Origin of the sequence: Mycobacterium noviomagense (assembly GCF_010731635.1) — a bacterium.
GTDB lineage: Bacteria > Actinomycetota > Actinomycetes > Mycobacteriales > Mycobacteriaceae > Mycobacterium > Mycobacterium noviomagense.
This window is the reverse complement of sequence record NZ_AP022583.1, coordinates 3,513,415-3,536,644: the sequence shown is the minus strand read 5'-3', so window position 1 is coordinate 3,536,644 and position 23,230 is coordinate 3,513,415. Positions and strand designations below refer to the sequence as shown.

Below are 23,230 nucleotides of genomic sequence, written 5' to 3'. Positions count from 1 at the left end.
GCCCCCGATTACAGGCTATTTCGGGTACCTTTGCGTCTGCTCGCCAGGCTAAATCTCCAGCACGGTTGGCACGATCATCGGCTGGCGCCGGTAGGTTTCGCCCACCCATTTACCGACGGTGCGCCGCACCGCCTGAGCGATCCGAATGGGGTCGGTGACGTTTTCTTGGGCGAGCAATTCCAGTTCGTCTTCGACCTTGCGCACCGCGGGCTCCAGTGCTTTGGGATCTTCGGAAAAACCGCGGGAATGCAGGTGTGGTGGCGCAGCGGCTCGACCGGTGCCACGGCGCACCACGACGGTCACCGCAACGAACCCCGACGAGAGAATCAGCCTTTCGCCCAACGTGATGTCGCCGACGTCGCCCATGATGAGCCCGTCGACGAACATCTTGCCGACGGGCACCGCTCCGGCGATGCGGGCCTGCCCGGCGATCAGGTCGACGCTGACGCCGTTCTCCGCCAACAGGATTGACTCCTGCGGCACTCCGGTACGGGCGGCGAGGCCGGCGTTGGCGCGCAACATCCGCCAGGTGCCGTGGACCGGCATGACGTTGCGCGGCCGCACGCCGTTGTAGAGGAACAGCAGCTCACCGGCATACGCGTGACCCGAAACATGCACGCGCGCTTGGGCATTGGTGACAACGCGGGCGCCGATCTTAGCGAGCTCGTCGATCACACCGTACACCGCCTCCTCGTTGCCCGGTATCAGCGACGACGACAACACGATGAGGTCGCCAGCGGTCAGCGTGATGCTGCGGTGCTCGCCGCGCGACATCCGCGCAAGCGCCGACATCGGCTCGCCCTGGGTGCCCGTCGTGATCAGCACCACCTGCTCAGGCCGCATGGTTTCGGCCACGCTGATGTCGATCAGATCGGAGTCGGCCACCCGCAGATAACCCAGGTCGCGGGCGATTCCCATGTTGCGCATCATCGAGCGGCCGACGAACGACACGCGGCGGCCCAACGCCACTGCGGCGTCGATGATCTGCTGCACCCGGTCCACGTTGGAGGCGAAGCACGCCACGATGACGCGGCCGTCGGCGCCCCGGATCAGCCGGTGCAGGGTCGGGCCGACCTCGCTTTCGGATGGCCCGACGCCGGGGATCTCGGCGTTGGTCGAGTCACACAGGAACAGGTCCACGCCGGCATCCCCGAGCCGCGACATGCCGGGCAGGTCGGTGGGGCGTCCGTCGAGTGGGAGCTGGTCGAGCTTGATGTCGCCGGTGTGCAGCACGGTGCCGGCCCCGGTATGCACCGCAATGGCCAGCGAGTCGGGGATGGAGTGGTTGACGGCGAAGTATTCGCACTCGAACACCCCGTGCGTGGTGCGCTGGCCCTCGCTGACCTCGCGGAACACCGGCTTGAGCTGGTGTTCGCGGCATTTCGCGGCCACCAGCGCCAAGGTGAACTTCGAGCCGACGACCGGGATGTCGGGTCGCAGCTTCAGCAGGAACGGGATCGCTCCGATGTGGTCCTCGTGCGCGTGGGTCAACACCAACGCCTCGACGTCGTCGAGCCTGTCTTCGATATGCCGCAGATCGGGCAGGATCAGGTCGACGCCGGGTTCGTCATGGGTGGGGAACATCACCCCGCAGTCGATGATCAGCAGCCGGCCCAGATGCTCGAAAACCGTCATGTTGCGGCCGATTTCGCTGATGCCGCCGAGCGCGGTGACCCGCAGCCCGCCAGGGGCCAGAGGACCTGGCGGGGCGAGCTCTTCGTTCACCTGCGGCTCACCTGTGGCTCACCGCAGCACTGAGGCCGCGCGCATGTCGGCGGCCAACTGGTCCACCTGCTGCGGGGTCGCCGGCATCTGGGGTAGCCGCGGCTCGCCGACGTCGATGCCTTGCAGCCGCAGGCCCGCCTTGCTCATCGTCACCCCGCCCAGGCGGCTCATGGCGTCGCACAGCGGGCTGATCTCGACGTTGACCTTGCGGGCGGTGGCCACGTCGCCGGATTGGAACGCCGACAGCATCTCGCGCAGCTGAGCGGCGGCCAGGTGAGAGATGACGCTGATGAAGCCGGTGGCTCCCATGGCCAGCCAGGGCAGGTTCAGTGCGTCGTCGCCGGAATAGTAGGCCAGCCCGGTTTCGGCCATGAGCTGGCCGCCGCGGTGCAGATCGCCCTTGGCGTCTTTGACGCCGACGATGTTGGGGTGCGCCGCCAGTGTGCGCAGCGTGTCGGGATCGATGGGGATCACCGAGCGGGGCGGGATGTCGTAGAGCAGCACCGGCAGCTCGGTGGCATCGGCGACCGCGGTGAAGTGTGCGATCAGCCCGGACTGCGGAGGCTTCGAGTAGTACGGGGTGACGACAAGCAGGCCGTGTGCCCCCTCGGCCGCGCAGGCCTTGGCCATATGAACACTGTGCGCAGTGTCGTAGGTGCCGGCGCCGGCGACGACGCGGGCGCGGTCGCCGACCGCTTCCAGCACGGTGCGCAGCAGCGTGAGTTTCTCGTCGTCGGTCGTGGTCGGCGACTCGCCGGTGGTGCCGGATATCACAAAGCCGTCACACCCGGCGTCGACGAGGTGGTTGGCCAGTCGCGCTGCGGCGGCGGTGTCGAGTGAGCCGTCCGAGCTGAACGGCGTGACCATCGCGGTCAACAAAGTACCCAGGCGGGCGTGGACGTCGAATCCGCCGGTGCTCACGGTCCCCAGGCTACCTGCCCGGGTTCAAGCCTCCGTCGCTAACGGACTCGTCGCGACCTCGGTGCCGTCGGCCAGGGTGGTGATCTCGAAGTCGGCGAACACCGCCGGCGCGACGTCAACCAGCTGGCGCAGGCAGGCGATGGCCAGCCGCCGGATTTCCACATCGGCGTGCTCGCTGGCCCGCATGGCGATGAAATGCCGCCACGCGCGGTAGTTGCCAGTGACGACAATCCGGGTTTCCGTCGCATTGGGCAGCACCGCCCGGGCCGCCTGACGAGCCTGCTTGCGCCGCAAAACGGCGTTGGGCTGATCGACGAATTTCGCTTCGAGCCTGGCCAGCAGTTCGGTGTAGGTGGCACGGCTGGCGTCGGCCGCTGCGCTCAGGATCTCCTGCAGTTCCGCGTCGTCTCCCATTCCCGGCGGCACAACGATCTGCGAGTCGCGTTCCGGCACGTAGCGCTGCGAGAGCTGTGAGTACGAGAAATGCCGGTGCCGGATCAACTCGTGCGTACAGGACCGCGAGACGCCGGTGATGTAGAACGACACGCTGGCGTGCTCGAGCACCGAGAAATGCCCGACGTCGATGATGTGCTTGATGTAGGAGGCGTTGGTCGCAGTTCTCGGGTTCGGCTTAGACCAGCTCTGGTAGCAGGCCCGGCCGGCGAACTCGGTAAGCGCCGGCCCGCCGTCGGCGTCGGTACCCCACGGCACGTCGGGCGGCGCCACGAACTCGGTCTTGGCGATCAACTGCACCCGCAGCGGAGCGGTCTCGGCCACGGCGCTCACGATAACGGAAGCGGCCCGCCCTCACCGCCAGCGCGCCCACACGTAGGGCACCAGTGCCCGCAGGAACTCCAGGTCCGGGCCGGGCCGGGCGTGGGCGAAGGCCTGCTCGAAATATTCCTCGGCGACCAGCAGAATGCCCTCGGCGAATTCGCTGGCGAACGCGATGCTGCCGTAGCGGTCCATCAGCGCGCGCACTTCGCACACCAACTCGCTCGACCGCTCCGCTCGGGTGCGCCGCAGATAGTCGCGGACCATATCCCGGTCGCGGCCCTGCGCGGCGGACAGCAGGTGGATCAGCGGCAGCGTCCGCTTGCCCTCGTAGAGGTCACCGAGAATCTCCTTGCCGTAAAGCCGTTCGTCACCCACCAGGTTCAACAGGTCGTCACGGATCTGAAAGGCGGCGCCGAAATGGAAGCCGAATCGCACCAACGGGCCCAGTTCGGCGGTGCCGCGCGAGCCCACGATTGCTCCGACCCGCAGTGGATGGATGGTGGTGTACCAGCACGTCTTGTGCATGATCAGGTTCAGATAGTCCTCGGGCCCCAGATTCTCGATGTTGTCGAGGAGCCAGCCCACTTCGGTTGCCTGGCCCTCGAGGGTGCGCATCGCCATCGTGTCGAATTCAGCCCACACCAGCTCGGCCAGGTCGCGATCGAACCGACGGGTCGCCCGCCGCAACACTTGGCCGGCCACCACCGCCAACGCATCACCGGCGTTGAGTGCTGCAGCGATTCCGTGCGTTGCCGCCAAAGTTGGCCTGCCGCGGCGCATTTCGCTGCCGTCGGCGATGTCGTCGTGAACCAGGAATGCGTTGTGCAGCATCTCGATCGCCACAGCCGCGCCCAGCAGCTCGTCCGCGTCCGCTCCGAATGCGCGGCCGGCCGACAGGCACAGTGCGGGTCGCAACGCCTTGCCCGGCCGCGACGGATACGCGCGCATCGGTGCATATAGCCACTGGTTGGGTTCGCCGTCGGGCAGTGCGTCGAGCATCGATCGGCGCACCAGCTTGGCGACCTCGCGCAGGCGTTCATCGACCACGGATACCAGCGCGGCGCGCTCAGCGGTACTGGTCATGTGCTTGGCAGGCGGACGGTGAGTTGCACGGAAAGCCACAGATCGGGGTGACTGCTTGCCAGCACGGTGCCGCGATAGACGCCGGGCCGCGTCTGCGGTGCAACATCGATTCTGATCGTCACCCCACGGCTGGATCGTCGCGGCATTGGCACGACGGGGGTGTCGATAAGCACCGCGTCGGTGCCAATCACGTCACCGTCGTGGCTGAGCAGATCACTGCAGCGCAGCCGAACATCCGGCCGGTCTTCGGGTCCCCGGTTGTGCAGCCACACCTCGGCACTGGCAGCACCGCCCACCGGAGCCTCGAGGTTCAGGGCGCCCGTCGCGTCGGGCTTGTTGAGATCGAGCGTCACCGTTCCGCTGCCTTGTCGGGCGGCGAAAGGCATTGAGCCAAGCAGAAATTGGCCATAGAGCGACCACCACGCCCGAGTCAGCCGTTCCCATTCGGGCATCTCCGCCTGACCGTCGTCGGTGGCGTTCACCGCGCCGTTGGCTGCCTGTCGCTCTGGCGTCCCCACTGCTCGCACGAATCGGTCGACGATCCGGCTGGCGGCCCGAAAGCCTTCGGCCTGAATAGCGCTCAGCGCGCGGGCGTTTGCGGCAGGATCGAAAACCGAGGCCCACGGCAGATCGCTGATTGTTCCCTGGTCGCTGCTGTTGCGATTGCCGTCCATCTCGCGATCCACGCCGTGCTGCCCTTCGACGAATTGCCACCGGCTAATCCCGCATCTGGGTATGCTAGCTGCGCAGACGGCCCCAGGAGGAGCAATGGCGGCTCTGCCTTCCCTGATGGCGCTTTACGGTGCGCTGGATCCCGCGACATCCGAATTTGACAGCCGTGCCGTCGCCCACGCCGCCGGACGGTATTTGCCTATCACCGCCCGCAGCCCCGGCTGGTTCGGCAACCTCATGGAGAGGTTCGGCCGCCGCACCGAAGACGCGATTCCGGACCCCGAACGGGCGCTGGCCGACATCGTGCAGGGTGAGGATCGGCTGACTGTTCCGGAGCTGTCTCGGCTCGTTTACGTCATCGGAGCCCTTTGCCACACACCGCGATTCGAGGAGATGACTCTTCGACCCGAGTCTATGTTGGGGCGCGCACTTGCTCTGGCCGGCCCGGATTACGAAGAGGAAACCGGCGGGAACCTCGAGACCGGGGACGCCTTGCTGCGGCTTCTCTATGCCGAATTCGAGGCCGCCAGGGACTTCGACCGTGTGGTCCGCAGAGCCGTCGTGCAGGGCTTGCTGTCGGCTGACGTGGCTGCCGTGCCCCGCTGCATCCCCTCCACGCAGTGGGTCGACGGGTACGAGTGCGTGGTGATCGACACCAGCTTCGGGCGGTCGGACATATACCTGCAAAACCTCAAAGATGTGGTCGATCCGCTGAACTGGCACCGAAACTATCCGCACGCATTCTGTGAGATGGACCAGCAGGTTCCTGACCTGCTTCCCAACGGCTGGAGCCGGGTGCTGGAAACGGTCAGCCTGGACTGTCAGCACGGCTGGCCCCGCATGGTCACCCCGCTGAAGTACTACAAGAGCGACCCTGCTGGCGACCAGGCGGTCTTGCAGTATGACCTCGATAAGTCCGGGCTGCCGGAACCCGGTGACGGCTGGATCACGGTCGACCGGGGCTTCATCAAGATGTGGGCGACCGGCAACCCCGGGGTGTGGGTGCGCACGCGCAAGATCGTCCATATCAACGGTCTGTGGCCGGCCGCACAAGCGATGTTCGTCTGCCCAGCCGGATATGCGTCGCAGGCCGCGGAGATGATCTTCGGTAACGCCGCGAACCCACCGGCGGACACGGTGCCCTGGCAGCAGTCGCCGGCATCGGCTACAACGACGGCGTCCACCGGTACCGAACCGTCTACGGGACCGCAGAAGCCGACGACAGGCGGCTCCGTGGCGTCAACGACAACCCAAACGTGGATCGACTGCCTCAAGGACCTCGCCGACAAGAACCTGCAACTGTCCACCAAGTGGTGGAAAAACCAACTTACCGTTGACGATTTGGTCACCTACACCCAAGACGTGGGCGCAGAGATAGCAAGTGCGCCATGGCGACTCATCCAGGCACTCAGCCAACCGCCAGACGACGGCACGCCCGGCGGTGACGCATGACCGAACAGCCGTCCCAAAAGCCGCTCACCGTCGCGCAGGAAGTGCTGGATCAGATTGCGGCCACCGCAAAGGCGGCGGCCAAGGAGATCGACGCCGGAGCATACAATCTCGACGATCGCATCAAGGCGATGCACCGCCTGTGGGCTCTGTCGGTGCAGGGCTGGGCGGCGTGGGTTCAAGCCGCCGTATCGGGACCGGGCTTCAGCGTGAAATGGGATGCGGCACCGGCACCGTCGGAACCGATCCCGGTGGCAGCCGATCCGAAATACCGGCGCAATATCGAGGTCACCACGTCATTCACGCAGGTGGGTGATCCATCGACGGTGATCCCGAACAACCAGATCAAGTTCATCCCCCCGGTATTGGACGCGGGGGCCACGCAGTTCCAAATTGCTGTCATGAACCCGGACCTCAGCGGCAGGGCCTACACCGGCGAAGTCCGGCTCACCGCGATCACCCCGGCGGGCACCCCGCCGGGGCAGCAGATCCTGCCGATCCCCGACGTTGAACTGTGAACGGTCACACGCCCGCCCCGACCATCGACGAATTGCTTGACCGCGCAGTACAAGCGATCAACCGCGGCGACCGCGCCACCGCCAACGCGCTCGCCGGGCGGGTACTCGAAGTCGACGACAACAACCTCGACGCCGAGGAACTGCTGGCCACTCCTGCCGGCGGCGGAACGATCCGGCGGCTGACCATCATGTTCGCCGATCTGGTGGACTCAACCGCCCTGTCGACCCGGATCGAACCGGAGACCTACCGCACGGTCGTCGGGCGTTACCGCGACGAGGTGCTGCGCAACGTCAACCGCTACGACGGCCATATCGGTTCCACGAAGGGCGACGGGCTGCTGGCGGTGTTCGGCCATCCCACACCGCATGAAGACGATGTCGGACGAGCGGTACGGGCCGGCCTCGACATCACCAACGACGTGGCTGCGCTGAGTGAACGGGTTCGCCGGCGGTTCGGCTTCGATATCGATGTGCGGGTCGGCATCCACCGCGGTCTGGTCTATCTGGACACCGAGCAGGACGACGTCTACGGGCTCGGCGCCAATCTCGCGGCAAGGATATGCAGCCTGGCCCAGCCCGGCACTGTTGCGGTGTCCGATGCGGTCGCACGACTTGTCCGGGACAGCTTTCAGCTTGAAGCGCGAGAACCGCAGGCAGTCAAGGGAGTTGACGGCTTGGTTGGCCACTATCGTGCGGTTGCCGAACTCGACCCGACGAGGCATGCGCTTGGCCCGCTGGTCGGTCGCCAACGGGAGGTCGACTACCTGCGTGATGCCTGGTCCCAAGCTGTGGTCGGCACGTTGAGAAATCCGGGCGTGGTTTTCGTCGGTGAGGGCGGAATCGGCAAGAGTCGCTTGGCCGCAGCGGCCATCGAGATGGCTGTGGCGTCGCACGCTGTCGTGCTGGAGATGTTCGGTTCGCCGTTTCACACCGACACGGGTCTGCGCCCGGTGCGGAAACTGCTCGAACGACGATGCGGTATCGACGCCACATCCGATCCGGCCCAGCGGCTCGCGAAACTCGAAGCAGAAATCACACACGTTGGGCTGGATCCGACGGCGATGGTCCCGATGTTGGCGCCGGTGCTCGCCATACGGCCCGAGGCAGGTTATCGACCAGCCCTGGTCGAAGGCAGCAAGCTGCACAGCCAAATCGCCACCGCCGTCTACAACTACCTACTGGCGTGCATGGGCAACGGGGCCGCCCTTATGGTGATCGAAGATCTGCACTGGTTCGATCCCGACACCATAGAAGTAGTCCACCAACTAATCGGCGCGGACACCGGTCGCCTACTGGTCGTCGTCACCGGGCGCGAGCATGTTGCGTGGCCGGACAATGTGCGCATCTTCGATCTGCGACCGCTCACCGACGAGCAAGCCGATGAGCTGATCCTTGCTCTCGATCCCGCGATGACGTCGCATGCACGCGACGAGGTGCGGCACCGCTGCGACGGGATACCACTCTACATCGAAGAGGTCATGGCCAAAATCCTAGAACAGCAAGTGGATTCAGAGGTGACCCAGGTTCCCGACACCCTGTATGAGGCGCTGTTGGCACGGCTGCCCTCGAACAGGAACGCCGTCCTTGTCGCGCAGGCGGCTGCGATCGTCGGTGGTGTCGTCGATCGCGGCTTGCTGCTATCGATCGTCGATCTGGCCCAGGACGACCTGGACCAGGCGATTGGCGAACTCACCGTTAGCGGCGTGCTTCAACCGGTGCGCAATGACGTGTGGCGCTTCCGTCATGAACTTCTGCGGGAGGTAACCACCGAGTTGGTCCCGCCCAGCCTGCGTGGCCGGCTGCACGGCCGGGTCGGCGACGTGCTGGCGGCGGCGTCGACCACAGGCAATCCCGAATGGCGTTTGGTGGCCCACCATTACGAAGAGGCCAAGCGGTATGACGCCGCAGCGTCAGCTTACGAACATGCATCCGCTGTGGCCCGGCAGCGTGGCGCTCTCGGCGAGGCCCGTAGCTACCTTGCTCGAGCGGTGGAGAACATCGAGCGGTCGGCACCGGGCCCTGAACGCGACGAGCATGAAATCGCGTTACGACTGCAGCGCGGGTTTCTCGCATCGGTGGCACTGGGACATGCCAGCGCCGAGGCCGCCGCTGATTTCGAGCACTGCTTGCGGTTGATCGGCACGAGAGTCAGTCCTCAGCTATACGCGACGTTGAGTGCGCTGTGGAGCTACTACACCGCGCGCGGCGAGCTGCGGCGAGCGACAAAGCTGGCTGAGTCGCTACGGTCCAGGCTGGCCGACATGCCGCCGTGGGCCCGTGCGGTGAACAAGCTGTTGTTCGGCGGCCTGGCGTGGTTTCGCGGTGATTTCGCGGATGCCCGAGCTCTTAACGAAGCGTCTGCGACGATGGCCGGCGAGATGGGAGAGCCCCGAGTCGAGGATGCGTGGTTCTTGCCCAACGAGCCGTTCGCGACGATCTACACCTACCTTGCGGTGTCGCGGTTCATGGAAGGTGATTTGGCCGGAGCCGAAGCCGCATTCGGACAGACCCGTCGCCGCTGCGAAATATTGAGCTTCCCGCACGGCATGTTCAGCCTGGCCTATGGAAAGTCGCTGGAGACCTGGCTGCGCATCGAGGCGGGCCAACTGGACCGTGCCGCTGAGCTTGTCGCAGAACTCGCCGAATTGGGCAAGCAGCACGGCTTCGACGAATGGATGATGGTGGCCGCGACGCAGGACGCCACCGTACGGTCGGTCGCTGCGCTGGCGAGCGACGAGCCCGACCCCGCGATGCTGCAGGCGCTTATCGAAACCATGACCGCGGTCGTGCAGACCTGGCGGGCCTACGACCTGAAGGTTTTTCTGATGTGCTACGACGCGGTCTTGGCACGGCTGCTCAGCGCCGCGGGCCGGCAGGACGCCGCCCGTGACCGAGTTCGGATTGCGTTGGAGCTGGCCGACGAGACCGAAATGCATTTCTACGACTCAGAACTGCTGCGGGTGCAAGCCCACACATCCGACGACCCGCAGGTATGCCATTCAGGCCTTCGCGAGGCCGTCGAACTGGCGCGTGTGCAGGGTGCGGTGATCTTCGAATTGCGGGCGGCCGCAGACGACTTCGAGCTTGTCGGGGAATCTGCGCGCGCCGCTTTGGCCGACGCGGTCGGCCGCTTCCCGCCCGAGCAGTCCTGGCCCGAGCTGACACGCGCACGGGCGCTGCTCGGGTGAGCCGGCCCGGGGGTCGGGTGGCCATCCTCGGCGCAGGTATGGCCGGATTGAGCGCCGCCTGGCGGCTCAGCGAGCCGGGCTGGCGGGACCGGTTCGATTCGATCACCGTCTATCAGCGGGGCTGGCGACTGGGCGGCAAGGCAGCGTCGAGTCGGGGCGAACACGGGCGGATCGAAGAACACGGCCTGCATGTGTGGCTGGGCTCCTACGAGAACGCGTTCTGGCTGCTTCGGCAGTGCTACGCCGAACTCGACAGGGCCGCAACCGATCCGCAGGCACCGATCCGCACCTGGGACCAGGCCATTGTCGCGTCCGACAATCTCGGCCTGGCCGACCGAGCACAGGACGACTGGTCGGTCTGGCTCGGCCGGTTCGCCCGCAACCGCGAACTGCCGGGCGAACCTGAGGGCACCGGCCGGGAACTCACGGTTGTCGGGTTTCTTCGCCGGGCACTTCAGCTGGTACTCGATTTCACCGACTCGATGGGTGAGCCAGCCGCAGTCGGTCTTGTGCTCTCCACGTCACCCGATCCGCCGGCGCATATCCGGTCGGTCGAGGTGGTGCGCCGCGGCGCGACGGCTGTACTGGCGGCGCTGGCCGATCCACCGCCAAGACGCGCTGAAAGCGGCCTCGTAGACCGGATTCTCAACGCGATTCGGGTCGCTCTCGACTACGACCATCGCCCCGACCACAAGCGGGCGTGGCTGCTGCTGTCGCTGTTGACGGCCACGGTCCGCGGGCTGATCGCCGACAACTTGGTCACCGACCCGCGCGGCTTTCGAGCGATCAACGACGAGGATTTCGGTGACTGGATCCTTCGTCATGGCGCTCACCCCGACGTGCTCGAATTCCCGTTGGTGCGTGGGCTTTACGACATGGTGTTCGGCTACCGCGACGGTGACCGGAGCCGGCGCGCGTTCGCTGCGGGGCTGGCCGTGCTGTGGACGGGCAACTTGCTGTTCCAATACAAGGGCGCGCTGTTTTGGAAGATGACGGCCGGAATGGGCGACGTCGTGATCGCCCCCTTGTATCAGGTGCTGCGACGTCGGGGTGTCACGTTCGAGTTTTTCCATCGCGTCGATGCCTTGCACCTCGATGCCGCGAATCAGGCCATCGACGCGATCACAATGGGACGACAGCTGCGCCTCGCCGATGGGGTCGACCATTACGAACCGCTCGTCATGGTGCGCGGCCTTCCGGTCTTCCCGAATGCGCCGGTGGCTGGTCAACTGAATCGAGACGCCGAAACCTCTTGGCTGGAATCGCATTTCGACAAGCGCGACGACGCCGAAACACGGGTGCTGCGCAGGGGCACCGACTTCGACCATGTTGTGCTCGCGGTGTCGCTGGGCATGATGGATGTCGTGGCCGGTGAACTCATCGCGGATCGACCCGAGTGGCGGGAGATGACAACGAAGGTCCGCACCGTCGCCACTCAGGCATTTCAGATTTGGCTGCGCCCAGACGAGGCCACGTTAGGGTGGCGCCATCCGGGAGTGACCACAAGCGGCTATGTGGCCCCGTTCGATACCTGGGCGTCGATGCCGCAGACGTTGTGGGCAGAGGACTGGCCCGACGACGACCGGCCGGGTGCTGTCGCCTATTTCTGCGGCGCGTTGCGGACGCCGCCGAACACAACCGAAGACAACCTCGAGTACGTCCGCCGCTGCGAAAGTCAGGTGAGCGCCGACGCCGTCAGATATCTCGACAACCACCTACGGCTCTACTTCCCCCGTGCAAGCACCGAGCGTGGTTTCGCTTGGCACCTGCTGGCCGGCGTCGACGGGCGGCGTGGCGCCGATGCGTTGGCAACACAGCATGTGAGCGTGAACATCGACCCGTCGGATCGCTACGTCCAGTCGGTGCCGGGAAGTGATCGGTACCGCCTGCGCCCAGACGAAAGCGGTTACGACAACTTAGTTTTGGCGGGCGATTGGACCGATTGCGGGATGAACGCCGGCTGCATCGAGGCCGCTGTGATGTCGGGCTTTCAAGCGGCGAACGCCCTATTGGGCCGTCACCGCTACCACCGGATACGGGGCTTCTACATTCCGTGAATTGTCATGCCGGCACCATAGGCAGGGTTAACCGGAAGGCCGCCCCGCAGGGCTGCGGAAGGCATTCCAACGTGCCGTGGTGCGCTTGCGCCAGTGCTCGGGCGATCGGCAGGCCGAGGCCGGCCCCGCCGGAGTCGCGGTCCCGCGAGTCGTCAAGGCGAACCAATCGGTCGAAGACCCGCTCGCGGTCAGCCTGCGGAATGCCCGGGCCAGAGTCGATGACCGTCACCACAGCGTTTTGATCGCGGGTTTCGAGGCACACCGTGATGTCGCCGCCAGGCGGGGTATATCGACGAGCGTTGTCCAACAGGTTGGACAGGATCTGCGCGATTCGGCTGGGATCCGCACGGATGGGCAGCTGGTCGTCGTCGCCGACCAGCCGCACGCTCAGGCTCGGGGCCAGCATCGCGGCTCGGTCCACCTCGGCGGCGACAATGTCAACGAGGTCAACCTGCTCGTTGGGCAGCAAAACCCCCGCATCGATGCTGGCGATGTCGAGCAGGTCGGAGACTAACCTGGTGGCGCGACGAGTTTCACGGGCCAGCAGTGCGGTGTATCGGCGTCGCCGAGCGCTCGTAGCGTCGTCGGCGTCGCTGGTTGCTTCGGTGCTGGCAGTGAGTTGTTGTGCCACCGCCTGGATGCCGGCCACCGGGCTCCGTAACTCATGCGCCGCGTCAGAGAGGAACTGCCGAGTCTTCGCTTCGGCTCGCTGAGCGGTCTCGGCGGCCTGCCGGGCGTTGGTCTCGGCGTCCTCAAGCGCGTCGAGCATGTTGTCGAAAGCGGCAGCTGCGTGGCCGAGCTCGGTTTTCGGCCGGTCCGGCCGGAGTCGGCGCCCCCGGTCACCGTAGGTGATCCGCTGGGCTGTTGAGGTAATCCGCTGGAGGGGGGCCAGCGCGCGTCCAACCGCGAACCTGACCAGCACGGCGACCACTACCAATGTGACTGCGCCGCCGACGAGTAAGTCGCGCCGCAGCTTGGCCTGGCGGGCATGGATCCCGGTCGTGTTCGCCACCATGGTGAGTTTCGAACCATCACGCAGAACGCGCGTCACCGTCTTGGTGGTCCGCTCGTGGCGGGACGCCGGTGGCGGTGGTCCCTTCGGCGGCACCGGCGGTGGCGCGTCGGGTACGAGCGTGCGGTCACCGTAGCTGGTGCCGTTTCGGTCGATCACCTGCACCCGGATTTGGCGTCCTTGCAGCTGGGTGACGATCTCGGCCGGCCCGACCTTGGCCTTGACGAGATTTGCGGCGCGGACGATGCCATCGTCCAGCCGGGCCTCGAGGTCACGGTTGAGCTGCACGCCGACCACCTCGTCGATAGTCACGCCGAGCACGACCAGCAAGACCGCGATCACACCGACCGTCGCCACCGTCACACGTCGGCGCAGCGACGGAGTCGGTGTGGTCGTGGCGGTCATGGATGACATGCCGACAACTGGTAGCCGATTCCCCGGACCGTGTGCAGCATCCGAGACCCGTGTGCCTCCAGCTTGCGACGCAGCGCGCTGATATAGACCTCGACGAGGTTGGCGTCGTATGCGTCGTATCCCCATACTGCCGCCAGGATTTGATCCTTGCTCACGGTCCGGCCCCGCTGTTCGACGAGGTAAGTGAGCAGCTTGAACTCGGTGCCGGTGAGATCCAGTACTGCACCGCAACGACTGACCACGCCGGCTTCCACATCCAACACAAGGTCACCGACCTGCATGGCCGACGGCACTCGTCCTCGCCGCCGCAGCACTGCGCCCACTCGCGAGACCAACTCGGCCACGTCGAACGGTTTGACCACGTAGTCATCAGCGCCGGCGTCTAGCCCACGTACGCGGTCATGAAGCGCGTCTTTGGCGGTGAGCAACACGATGCCGGTGTCACCGTAGCCGCGGACCACGTCGATGAGGGCGAAACCGTCTCGGCCGGGCAGCATCACGTCAAGCACCACCAAATCGGGACGAAACGCGGCCAGCACGTCCTCCAGCCCACGACCGTCCGTCCGTCCACCGCTGACATATCCGGCGTCGGCAAGCGCCTCGACGACCATCTCGCGGATGGCGCCGTAGTCCTCCACCACCAGCACCCTGGGCGGGCTTGTGTCCGAGTGATGCCGTGGGGCTTTCTGCACACCGCTATTGTGACCGCTTTCCTGAAAGGAGCCTGAGCAAAACGCGCCGTTCAGCCCTGTTTTCAGCTGCGCTTCAGCTTTGCCTCGGACCCTCTGCGTCTAACCGACCACCACAATCCCGGCGTGGGGTCTTCGCCGCATCTGAAGAGGAGGGAAAGCACATGTCATTCCTGACCATACAACCGGAAATGCTGACCGCTGCGGCCGGCGACTTGGACGGTATCGGCTCGGCGATGGCAGCCGCAAACACGGCAGCGGCAGCCCCGACCACTGGGCTGATTCCCGCCGCCGCCGACGAGGTGTCGGCGCTGACCGCAGCGCAGTTCGCTGCGCAGGGCGAGGTGTATCAGGCGGTCAGCGCCCAGGCCGCGGCAATTCATCAACAGTTCGTGACGACCATGACGGCCGCCGCCGCGTCGTATGCCGCCACTGAGGCTGCCAACGCGGTCGCGGCAGGGTGAAACCTGGAGGTGAGCAATGGATTTCGGAATGCTGCCACCAGAGATCAACTCCGCCCGAATGTACGCCGGTGCGGGATCGGGCCCGTTGTTGACCGCCGCGGCCGCCTGGGACGCGCTGGCCGTTGAATTGCACTCCACTGCCGCTTCCTATAGCTCAAGGATCGCGGCGCTCACAGCGGACTCGTGGTCGGGTCCGGCGTCGGCATCGATGACCGCAGCAGCCGCACCGTTTGTGGGATGGATGAGCACCACCGCCACCCAGGCCGAGCAGACGGCTAACCAGGCGCGCGCAGCCGCAGCCGCCTATGAGGCGGCGTTTGCGCTGACGGTGCCACCGCCGGTGATCGCGGCCAACCGCAGTTTGTTGATGACGCTGACCGCGACGAATTTCCTGGGGCAGAACACCCCGGCGATTGCGGCCACCGAAGCCCAGTACGGCGAGATGTGGGCACAGGATGCCGCCGCCATGTATGGCTATGCGGCCTCGTCGGCAACCGCCTCGACGATGAATCCCTTTGCACCGCCGCCACAAACCACCAACGCGGGCGGACTGGCCGGTCAGGACGCGGTGGTCGCCCAAGCCACCGGCACATCCGCCGCTACGAGCACGCAGATGACACTGGCCCAGACGATGTCGACGGTGCCGGCGACGCTGCAGGGGCTCAGCTCCCCCCTCTCGTCGACGTCGTCCTCACCGTCTACGCCCTCCACGGAGCTCACGTCGTCGATGAACAACCTGAAGAGCTTCATGTCGCCTATGCAGCAGCTGGCGATGATGCCGATGCGCGGCATGTCGATGATGAACTCGTTCAAGTCTCTGATGTCGACGAGCGGGGGTGCCGCCAAGGCAGCTCCGGCGGCGGCATCGGCTCTGAAGCGCGGGCCCAGTTCGTGGGCCGGTGCTTTGGGCTCGGCCGGCACGGCGGCCCCGGGTATCGGCGGGACCGGCGGAGCAGTGTCGGCGGGGGTAGGCCGGGCGACATCGATCGGTCCGCTGTCGGTTCCGCGGGCATGGTCGGCGGCGGCCCCGGCGATCAACCCTGTCGGCACCGGTTTTCCGAACACCGGCCTTGGCTCCGTCCAAGGGGTTTCGGTACTACCCATGACGCCGCTGAAGACTGTGGGCGGGCAGGACACGCCGACCCTGGACGACCTGCCGGAGAAGCTCCAGAGCCTGCTAGCGGGTTTCCCCGGGCACGGCGGGACCGGTTCTGGTCCTCGATACGGGTTCCGTCCCGCTGTGATCGCCCACCCGCCGGCCGCCGGATAAACAGAAGGGAGAACCATTCAGGCCGTTTCACATTGGCCACGTGTGGGGTGCATCGTATGCCGCCGATAGGCAGGCGCTGACCGAGATCATTCGTCGAAAGGAGGCAGTGAAATGACTACCCGATTCATGACCGACCCGAACGAGATGCGCTCGATGGCAGGTCGTTTCGATTTGCATGCTCAGACGGTGGAGGACGAGGCCCGCAAGATGTGGGCATCCTCGCAGAATATTGCCGGTGCCGGCTGGAGCGGGTCTGCGCAGGCCACCTCCTACGACACCATGGGTCAGATGAACCAGGCGTTTCGCAACATCGTCAACATGCTGCACGGTGTCCGTGACGGGCTGATCCGCGACGCCAACAACTACGAACAGCAAGAGCAGGCGTCCCAGCAGATTCTGAGCAGTTAACACATTGTTAGCCAAGCACTTTCACGTTAGGGGAAGACGATGACGATCAATTACCAGTTCGGCGATGTGGACGCCCATGGTGCCACCATTCGGGCGCAGGCCGCGGCGTTGGAGGCCGAGCATCAGGCGATCATCCGTGATGTGGTTGCGGCTGGGGACTTCTGGGGTGGCGCCGGATCGACGGCGTGCCAGGAGTTCATCACCCAGTTGGGCCGCAACTTCCAGGTGATCTACGAGCAGGCCAATGCTCACGGCCAGAAGGTGCAGACCGCCAGCAGCAACATGGCCAGCACCGACAGCGCTGTTGGCTCAAGCTGGGCCTAACGCTCAGCGATCGCGTGGCCCAATGTGGTTCACCCTGGTGACGATGCTGCGCGCAGCTCATTGGCCAGATCGCCACGGTCACCGACGGTGACGCCGCCCAAGCCAAGCCAGGAAGCCATCACCGTTAATTCACCGGCCAGTGCTGCGGCCACCTTCGACGGCGCGTGCTCCGGTTCGGCGAATGCACCGACGACGTGCAGGGTGTTCGCGGCACGGTCGGCCTTCAAGTCGACTCGCCCGACCAGCTTCCCGTCGAGCAGAAACGGCCACACGTAGTAGCCGTAGCGTCGCTGGGCCGCGGGCGTGTAAATCTCGATGCGGTAATGGAAGCCGAAGATCCGCTGCACCCGCGGCCGGAAAAAGACCAGCGGGTCAAAGGGGCACAACAACGCTGTTCCGCGATCACGCCGCGGGATCGGTTGTCGGGCATGAAGGTACGCAGGCGCCGACCAGCCGTCCACGTCGACGCGTTCCAGCTCGCCGTCGGCGACCAGCTTGGCGATCGCCGGCTTGACCTGGGCGGCGGACAGCCGGAAGTAGTCGCGGATGTCGGCCTCGGTGCCCAGCCCGAGAGCGCTGGCTGAGCGCAGGGTGAGTTCGCGGATTGCTTCGTCGTCGTCAATCTTTCGCGCCAATACGTCGGGCGGCAGCACCCGCTCGGTCAGGTCGTAGTGGCGGGCGAAGCCGACGCGGGTGGCTGTCGTGAGCACGCCGGCGGCGAAGAGCGCCTCGGCGACCCATTTGGTGTCGCTGCGGTTCCACCAGGGCCCTTTGGCGCGCGGCGACTCGGCGGCGAGGTGTGCTTCGATCTGTCCGGCGGTGCAGGGTCCGAGTTGCGCGACCGCGGCGACGATGTCGTCGGCAAGTCGTGGGTTGGCCTTGACGATGTGGGTGCCCCAGCGGCCGTGGCGGTACTGGCGCATCCGCCAGCGCATGAGCGGCCAGTCGTCGACGGCCATCAGCGCGGCCTCGTGTGCCCAATACTCCACCAGCAGCCGCGGACTGCGCGCGGAGTGGTCCCAGGCCGCGCGGTCGAGTACGTCGCGGTCGTAGGGCCCGAGCCGGCTGAACACCGGCGCATAGTGGGCGCGCACCACTACCGACACTGAATCCAGTTGCAGCACCTGGATTTTCGAGATCAGCCGCCGCAGATGGGCGCGGCTGATCCGGCTGCCAGGCACCCGTTCGCTAAACCCTTGGGCCGCAACGGCTATTCGGCGAGCCTGCGCCGCGGTCAACCTACGGTTTCGGACCAGCACGCCGCCGAGAATACCGATCGTTATCGGCTGCGATCAGCGGGCGTTACCCCGCGCTGGTTTTCTGCTCGAACGGCACGACGACACGGGTGCCCGACGAATCGTTTCGTTGCCGGTATGCCGACTCGAGCGTGGCCGGGACCGCTTCTACGTTGCGGTACACGTCCATCAGCTCCTCCAGGACCTTGATCCGTTGCAGATTCGCCTCGTCCGCCGCGCGCCGGGCCTGCTCACGGTAATCATCAGCCTCCCGCTTGGCGTCGGCGAGTAGCCGGTCGCGCTTTTCCGTAGCCTCCTGCCACGCGTCGTCAATCGCCGACTGTGCTTCAGCGCGCATCCGGGTCAGTTCCGCATCGAGATTTCCCCTGGCTTCAGCGCATTCGGCTTCTAGGGCGCTTCGTTGCGCTGCCATGTCCGCCAGCAGCTCGTCATGCTTTTGGCGCGCGGCCTCGGCCTCGGACTCAATTGCCGCGACCAGCGCCGCTACCTCTGCTTTTGCCTCTGCCTGCATCTGGGCAACCTCATCGACCGTATGCCGCACGATTTCCGCCATGCGATGCGCCATCGCGCGGGGAGATTGCGAGGTTTCGTTGAGTACGGCGATCTCTTTACGGAGCGCAGCTACTTCATCGCCGGATGCCTTCTGCTTGGCCCTTAGGCTCTCGACCTCGTCCAGCAGCGACTGCTGCTCGGTGGTCAACTCCTCGATATATGCCTCAACCGCCAGCGGATCGTAGCCCAAGAGGGAGCGCGGGAACGTGCGTGCGGGTCTGGCTCTCACTGCCGATTCCCCCTTCTGAAACCCCTGGTAGACACTCTAAAATCGACCCAAGCCGAGTATGTCACGGTTTGCCGGGTGCTGGTCGTAAACGCCGGTAGCTGTGGAACCGATATCGCAGCCCCGTGCGGCTGGTCAGCCACTCCCCCGTCGTGCCGATCCATGTCTCGTCGAGCACCGGCGCCAGCACGTCGCCGTCGTCGGGCACCAGATCGATCTCGACCTCCGTGACCTCACACCGGGTGGCCCGCGGCATCGCCAGCGCGTAGGTCTGTTGCCCGCCGATCACCCAGGTCTCCTCGTCGGTGAGGGCCTGCTCCAGGGTGCCAACCAGTTCTGCGCCGTCTGCCACATAGTCAGTTTCGCGGGTCAGTACGACATTTCTGCGGCCTGGCAGCGGCCGCACCGACGCGGGCAGCGACTCCCAGGTGAGCCTTCCCATCACCACGGTGTGGCCCATGGTCAGTTCCTTGAACCTGGCCTGATCCTCCGGCAGCTGCCAGGGGATTTTGCCGTCGCGCCCAATGATGCCCGACGTCGACTGAGCCCAAATTAAGCCCACGGTGCTCAACGGCGCCGCTCCTCCTCATCGTCCCCTCGCAGGCTGGGGACCCCCGCGCTCTGCATCGTCGCCGACGCGCGTCATACCGCGACGGGCGCTTTGATCGCCGGGTGCGGGTCGTAGTTCTTGATGACGATGTCGTCGTAGGTGTAGTCGAAGATCGAAGCGCGTTGCGCGAGAAGCAGTTCCGGATACGGCCGCGGGTCCCGGCTGAGCTGCAGGCGCACCTGCTCGACGTGGTTGTCGTAGATGTGGCAGTCGCCACCGGTCCAGATGAACTCGCCGACGTCGAGCCCGGCCTGTGCGGCCATCATGTGGGTGAGCAGCGCGTAGCTGGCGATGTTGAACGGCACGCCCAGGAACAGGTCGGCACTGCGCTGGTAGAGCTGGCAGCTCAGCCGCCCGTCGGCGACGTAGAACTGGAAGAGCACGTGACACGGCGCCAACGCCATCCGTGGAATCTCGCCGACGTTCCACGCGGAGACGATGATGCGCCGTGAATAGGGGTCGCTGCGCAGCAGTTCCAGCGCGTTGCTGATCTGGTCGATGTGATCGCCTGACGGGGTGGGCCAGGATCGCCACTGCACACCGTAGATCGGGCCAAGATCGCCTGTGGGAGAGGCCCATTCGTCCCAGATGGTGACCCCGTGTTCGTGTAGCCAGCCGATGTTGGAGTCGCCGCGCAGAAACCACAGCAGCTCGTTGATCACCGATTTCAGGTGCACCTTCTTGGTGGTGATGAGCGGGAAGCCGGCCGCCAGGTCATAACGCATCTGGTGGCCGAACAGGCTGCGGGTCCCGGTGCCGGTGCGGTCGGCTTTCGGCGTGCCCCGTTCCAGGACCAAGCGCAGCAGATCCTCGTAGGGCGTGGGGATGGGCACGCCCTTAAGCCTACGTTGGAGTCGAGGTAGTAGAACGGTAGCCATGCCGCACATCACCGACACCATCACCACCAACGACGGCACCTGCACCGTCCACCTGTTCACCCCCGAGGGCGAAGGCCCCTGGCCCGGAGTAGTCATGTACCCCGACGCCGGCGGGGTGCGTGACACCTTCTACCAGATGGCCGCCAAGCTGGCCGACTTCGGATACGCCGTGCTGCTGCCCGACGTCTACTACCGCCACGGCGACTGGCAGCCGTTCGACATGAAGACCGCCTTCAGCGATCCGGAGGAGCGCAAGCGGCTGATGTCGATGATCGGCAGCGTCACGCCCCTCAAGATGGACATCGACGCCGGTGCGTTCTTCGACTACCTCGCCGGCCGCGACGAGGTTCGCGGCGACCGGTTCGGTGTCTGCGGCTACTGCATGGGTGGCCGTACATCGCTGGTGGTGGCGGGTCGTCAGCCCAATCGAGTTGCGGCCGCGGCGTCCTTCCACGGGGGCGGCCTGGCGACCGATAGCCCGGACAGCCCGCATCTGCTGGCCGACCAGATCCAGGCGGCGGTGTACGTCGCCGGAGCCGAGAACGACGGCTCCTTCACGCCCGAGCAGGCCGAACAGCTCGACAAGGCGTTGACCGCCGCCGGCGTGGAGCACACGATCGAGACGTATCCCGCCGCGCATGGCTTCGCGGTTCCCGACAACCCACCGTATGACGAGGCCGCCGCCGAGCGGCATTGGGCGGCGTTGCGGGACTTCTTCGGCGCCAAGCTGTCCGGATAGTCGGCGCGCCGACCATGCACGTCGACGCGATGACGACGCCCAGACCGCTGGGCCAGATCGGTGACCTTGCCCGCCGAACGCAGTCGGCTGGCTTCTCCGGTCTGCTGTTTACCGAGACCGGCCGCACCGCCTATCTCAACGCCGCCGTGGCCTCGCAGGCCGCGCCCGGGCTGGAGTTGTCGACGGGTGTGGCGGTGGCGTTTCCGCGTAGTCCCTTCGTCACTGCGACCACGGCGTGGGAACTTGCCGAAGCAACTGGTGGGAAATTCCGGCTGGGTCTGGGGACACAGGTGCGCACTCACGTCGTGCGCCGCTACGGTGTGGCCTTCGATCGGCCCGGACCACGGCTGCGCGATTACGTGCTCGCGGTGAAGGCATGCTTCGCGGCGTTTCGGACCGGGAAGCTCGATCACCACGGCGAGTTCTACGACCTCGACTTCATTACTCCCCAGTGGAGCCCGGGACCCATCGACGCGCCCAACCCCAAAGTCGATGTCGCGGCGGTCAATCCGTGGATGCTCCGGATGGCGGGCGAAGTGGCTGACGGCGTGCATGTCCATCCGATTGCCGAGCCCGGCTACCTCAACCGGCATGCCGTGCCGGGCATCGCCGCAGGAGCGAAGAAGGCCGGGCGCCCCGCATCGGACATCGCCGTGATCGTGCCGGCGATGACGATCGTCGGCGACACCGACGAAGAGCGCGACAAGGAAAGAGAACAGGTGCGAGCCAGCCTGGCCTTCTATGGAAGCACGCCCAATTATGCGTTCATCTGGGACGAGGCCGGGTTCGAGGGCACGACCGCTCGGATTCGAGAGAAGCAGAAGGCCGGCGACTTCGCCGGCATGGCGGCCCAGATCACCGACAAGCACCTCGCCGTGTTCGCCACCGAATCGACGTGGGACGGCTTGGCCGACGCGCTGATCGACAAATACGCCGGCACCGCCACCCGGTTGGTGCTGTACAACGCGCTGACCGATGAGGATCGCGTCGAGCGGTATGGGGAGGTGGCCCGACGGATCAGCCGCCGATCAGCCGCTGCATGAATTCGGGGTAGCGCGCGCCCTGCACCGTGATCTGTGTTGCCGCGTCGTCGATTTCGCGGAGGTCGTCGGCGGTGAGCTCGACGTCGGCTGCCCCGATGTTCTCCTCCAGCCGCTCGAGGCGGCGGGTACCGGGAATGGGAACGATCCACGGTTGCTGCGCGAGCAGCCAGGCCAGCGCGATCTGTCCGGGTGTCGCGTGCTTGCGCGCCGCGATCGTTTCCAGTAGGTCAACCACGGCCTGGTTGGCGGCTCGGGCGTCGGTGGCGAACCGCGGAATGGCGTTGCGGATATCGGTGCGGTCGAATTCGGTTTCTGCGCCGATACTTCCGGTGAGGAAGCCTTTCCCGAGCGGGCTGTACGGCACGAAGCCGATGCCGAGTTCCGCACATGTGGGCAGCACTTCGGCCTCCGGCGCGCGCCACCAGATCGAATACTCGCTTTGCACTGCCGTGACCGGTTGGACCGCGTGGGCCCGCCGAATCATCTCGGCGGATGCTTCCGACATGCCGAAATGCTTGACCTTGCCGTCCCGGATCAACTCCTTGACCGTCCCGGCCACGTCCTCGATAGGTACTCGTGGGTCGACACGGTGCTGGTAGAGCAGATCGATGGTCTCCACGCGCAGCCGCTGCAGCGACGTGTCTGTGACCTGCCTGATGTTCTCTGGCCGGCTGTTGAGGCCCGCGATGCTACCGGTCGCCTCAAAGGCGAACCCGAATTTGGTGGCAATGACGACTTGACCCGCGAACGGCTCCAGGGCCTCCCCGACCAGTTCTTCGTTGTCTCCGTAAGCTTCGGCGGTATCGAAGAAGGTAACACCGCGCTCGACGGCTGCGCGGATCACCGCGATCATGTCGTCTCTGGGTCCCGACGGGCCGTAGCCGCGGCTCATTCCCATGCAGCCCAACCCGATGGCGGATACTTCGAGGCCGTCGCCGAGGATGCGCTTGTCGAT

The 23,230-nt window shown here is 65.8% G+C and carries 22 protein-coding genes; 10 read left to right on the top strand and 12 right to left on the bottom strand.

The window, feature by feature from the left end:
* Positions 1 to 48: 48 nt before the first annotated feature.
* From G6N15_RS16730 to G6N15_RS16710, 5 genes are read right to left on the bottom strand one after another with little or no spacing between them, the layout of a single operon-like run.
* Positions 49 to 1,725 (bottom strand): ribonuclease J, encoded by a 1,677-nt coding sequence (locus tag G6N15_RS16730; RefSeq protein WP_083087724.1) that lies wholly within the window; start codon positions 1,723 to 1,725, stop codon positions 49 to 51.
* Positions 1,726 to 1,743: 18 nt separating this feature from the next.
* Positions 1,744 to 2,646, bottom strand: coding sequence for a 4-hydroxy-tetrahydrodipicolinate synthase (gene dapA, locus G6N15_RS16725; protein WP_083087723.1), 903 nt, complete (start codon positions 2,644 to 2,646; stop codon positions 1,744 to 1,746).
* Between the two features lie 24 nt (positions 2,647 to 2,670).
* Positions 2,671 to 3,423 carry an FAD-dependent thymidylate synthase gene (thyX, locus tag G6N15_RS16720; protein WP_083087722.1) on the bottom strand — a complete coding sequence of 251 codons (753 nt, stop codon included), beginning with the start codon at positions 3,421 to 3,423 and terminating at the stop codon, positions 2,671 to 2,673.
* 30 nt (positions 3,424 to 3,453) lie between these two features.
* Positions 3,454 to 4,506, bottom strand: coding sequence for a polyprenyl synthetase family protein (locus G6N15_RS16715; protein WP_083087721.1), 1,053 nt, complete (start codon positions 4,504 to 4,506; stop codon positions 3,454 to 3,456).
* Positions 4,503 to 5,192: a hypothetical protein gene (locus tag G6N15_RS16710; protein ID WP_232070260.1), complete on the bottom strand. Its 690-nt coding sequence runs from the start codon at positions 5,190 to 5,192 to the stop codon at positions 4,503 to 4,505. The genes G6N15_RS16715 and G6N15_RS16710 overlap by 4 nt, the downstream gene beginning before the upstream one ends.
* An 82-nt stretch (positions 5,193 to 5,274) precedes the next feature.
* On the opposite strand from G6N15_RS16710, the gene G6N15_RS16705 reads away from it, so the two are divergent.
* From G6N15_RS16705 to G6N15_RS16690, 4 genes are read left to right on the top strand one after another with little or no spacing between them, the layout of a single operon-like run.
* The gene (locus G6N15_RS16705) at positions 5,275 to 6,630 is read left to right on the top strand and encodes a hypothetical protein (RefSeq protein WP_139797836.1); all 1,356 of its coding nucleotides are present in this window, start codon (positions 5,275 to 5,277) and stop codon (positions 6,628 to 6,630) included.
* A complete protein-coding gene (locus G6N15_RS16700; protein WP_083087719.1) occupies positions 6,627 to 7,145 on the top strand; it encodes a hypothetical protein in 519 nt (172 codons plus the stop codon). Before G6N15_RS16705 ends, G6N15_RS16700 begins: the two co-directional genes overlap by 4 nt.
* The gene (locus tag G6N15_RS16695; protein WP_083087718.1) at positions 7,142 to 10,333 is read left to right on the top strand and encodes an ATP-binding protein; all 3,192 of its coding nucleotides are present in this window, start codon (positions 7,142 to 7,144) and stop codon (positions 10,331 to 10,333) included. The genes G6N15_RS16700 and G6N15_RS16695 overlap by 4 nt, the downstream gene beginning before the upstream one ends.
* The gene (locus tag G6N15_RS16690; RefSeq protein WP_083087717.1) at positions 10,330 to 12,390 is read left to right on the top strand and encodes an FAD-dependent oxidoreductase; all 2,061 of its coding nucleotides are present in this window, start codon (positions 10,330 to 10,332) and stop codon (positions 12,388 to 12,390) included. The genes G6N15_RS16695 and G6N15_RS16690 overlap by 4 nt, the downstream gene beginning before the upstream one ends.
* Before the next feature lie 4 nt (positions 12,391 to 12,394).
* Here G6N15_RS16690 and G6N15_RS16685 read toward each other — a convergent pair whose 3' ends face one another.
* Both G6N15_RS16685 and G6N15_RS16680 read right to left on the bottom strand, forming a co-directional pair.
* The gene (locus G6N15_RS16685; protein ID WP_083087716.1) at positions 12,395 to 13,807 is read right to left on the bottom strand and encodes a sensor histidine kinase; all 1,413 of its coding nucleotides are present in this window, start codon (positions 13,805 to 13,807) and stop codon (positions 12,395 to 12,397) included.
* Positions 13,804 to 14,508: a response regulator transcription factor gene (locus G6N15_RS16680; RefSeq protein WP_232070259.1), complete on the bottom strand. Its 705-nt coding sequence runs from the start codon at positions 14,506 to 14,508 to the stop codon at positions 13,804 to 13,806. The genes G6N15_RS16685 and G6N15_RS16680 overlap by 4 nt, the downstream gene beginning before the upstream one ends.
* A gap of 161 nt (positions 14,509 to 14,669) precedes the next feature.
* On the opposite strand from G6N15_RS16680, the gene G6N15_RS16675 reads away from it, so the two are divergent.
* The 4 genes from G6N15_RS16675 to G6N15_RS16660 all read left to right on the top strand — a co-directional run bounded on the left by G6N15_RS16675 (position 14,670) and on the right by G6N15_RS16660 (position 16,971).
* On the top strand, positions 14,670 to 14,969 hold the full coding sequence (locus G6N15_RS16675) for a PE family protein (RefSeq protein WP_083087714.1): 300 nt from the start codon (positions 14,670 to 14,672) through the stop codon (positions 14,967 to 14,969).
* Positions 14,970 to 14,985: 16 nt separating this feature from the next.
* A complete protein-coding gene (locus G6N15_RS16670; RefSeq protein ID WP_083087713.1) occupies positions 14,986 to 16,239 on the top strand; it encodes a PPE family protein in 1,254 nt (417 codons plus the stop codon).
* A 111-nt stretch (positions 16,240 to 16,350) separates the two neighbouring features.
* Entirely contained in the window at positions 16,351 to 16,647 is a 297-nt protein-coding gene (locus G6N15_RS16665) for a WXG100 family type VII secretion target (protein ID WP_083087712.1), read from the top strand.
* A 39-nt stretch (positions 16,648 to 16,686) separates the two neighbouring features.
* Positions 16,687 to 16,971 carry a WXG100 family type VII secretion target gene (locus G6N15_RS16660; protein WP_083087711.1) on the top strand — a complete coding sequence of 95 codons (285 nt, stop codon included), beginning with the start codon at positions 16,687 to 16,689 and terminating at the stop codon, positions 16,969 to 16,971.
* Between the two features lie 29 nt (positions 16,972 to 17,000).
* Here the strand turns inward: G6N15_RS16660 and G6N15_RS16655 are convergent, their stop codons facing one another.
* The 4 genes from G6N15_RS16655 to G6N15_RS16640 form a co-directional block, all read right to left on the bottom strand.
* Positions 17,001 to 18,230 carry a winged helix-turn-helix domain-containing protein gene (locus tag G6N15_RS16655; RefSeq protein WP_372506487.1) on the bottom strand — a complete coding sequence of 410 codons (1,230 nt, stop codon included), beginning with the start codon at positions 18,228 to 18,230 and terminating at the stop codon, positions 17,001 to 17,003.
* 43 nt (positions 18,231 to 18,273) lie between these two features.
* Positions 18,274 to 19,008, bottom strand: coding sequence for a DivIVA domain-containing protein (locus G6N15_RS16650; protein ID WP_083087710.1), 735 nt, complete (start codon positions 19,006 to 19,008; stop codon positions 18,274 to 18,276).
* 61 nt (positions 19,009 to 19,069) lie between these two features.
* Entirely contained in the window at positions 19,070 to 19,576 is a 507-nt protein-coding gene (locus G6N15_RS16645; protein ID WP_083087709.1) for a dihydrofolate reductase, read from the bottom strand.
* Between the two features lie 71 nt (positions 19,577 to 19,647).
* Positions 19,648 to 20,448: a thymidylate synthase gene (locus tag G6N15_RS16640; RefSeq protein WP_083087708.1), complete on the bottom strand. Its 801-nt coding sequence runs from the start codon at positions 20,446 to 20,448 to the stop codon at positions 19,648 to 19,650.
* 43 nt (positions 20,449 to 20,491) lie between these two features.
* Between G6N15_RS16640 and G6N15_RS16635 the strand changes: the two genes are divergently transcribed.
* Positions 20,492 to 21,232, top strand: a complete 741-nt coding sequence (locus tag G6N15_RS16635; RefSeq protein ID WP_083087707.1) for an alpha/beta fold hydrolase — start codon at positions 20,492 to 20,494, stop codon at positions 21,230 to 21,232.
* A 14-nt stretch (positions 21,233 to 21,246) separates the two neighbouring features.
* Entirely contained in the window at positions 21,247 to 22,275 is a 1,029-nt protein-coding gene (locus G6N15_RS16630) for a TIGR03617 family F420-dependent LLM class oxidoreductase (RefSeq protein ID WP_083087706.1), read from the top strand.
* Here G6N15_RS16630 and G6N15_RS16625 read toward each other — a convergent pair.
* Positions 22,250 to 23,230 carry an aldo/keto reductase gene (locus G6N15_RS16625; RefSeq protein WP_083087746.1) on the bottom strand — a complete coding sequence of 327 codons (981 nt, stop codon included), beginning with the start codon at positions 23,228 to 23,230 and terminating at the stop codon, positions 22,250 to 22,252. The two genes, G6N15_RS16630 and G6N15_RS16625, sit on opposite strands and share 26 nt — an antisense overlap.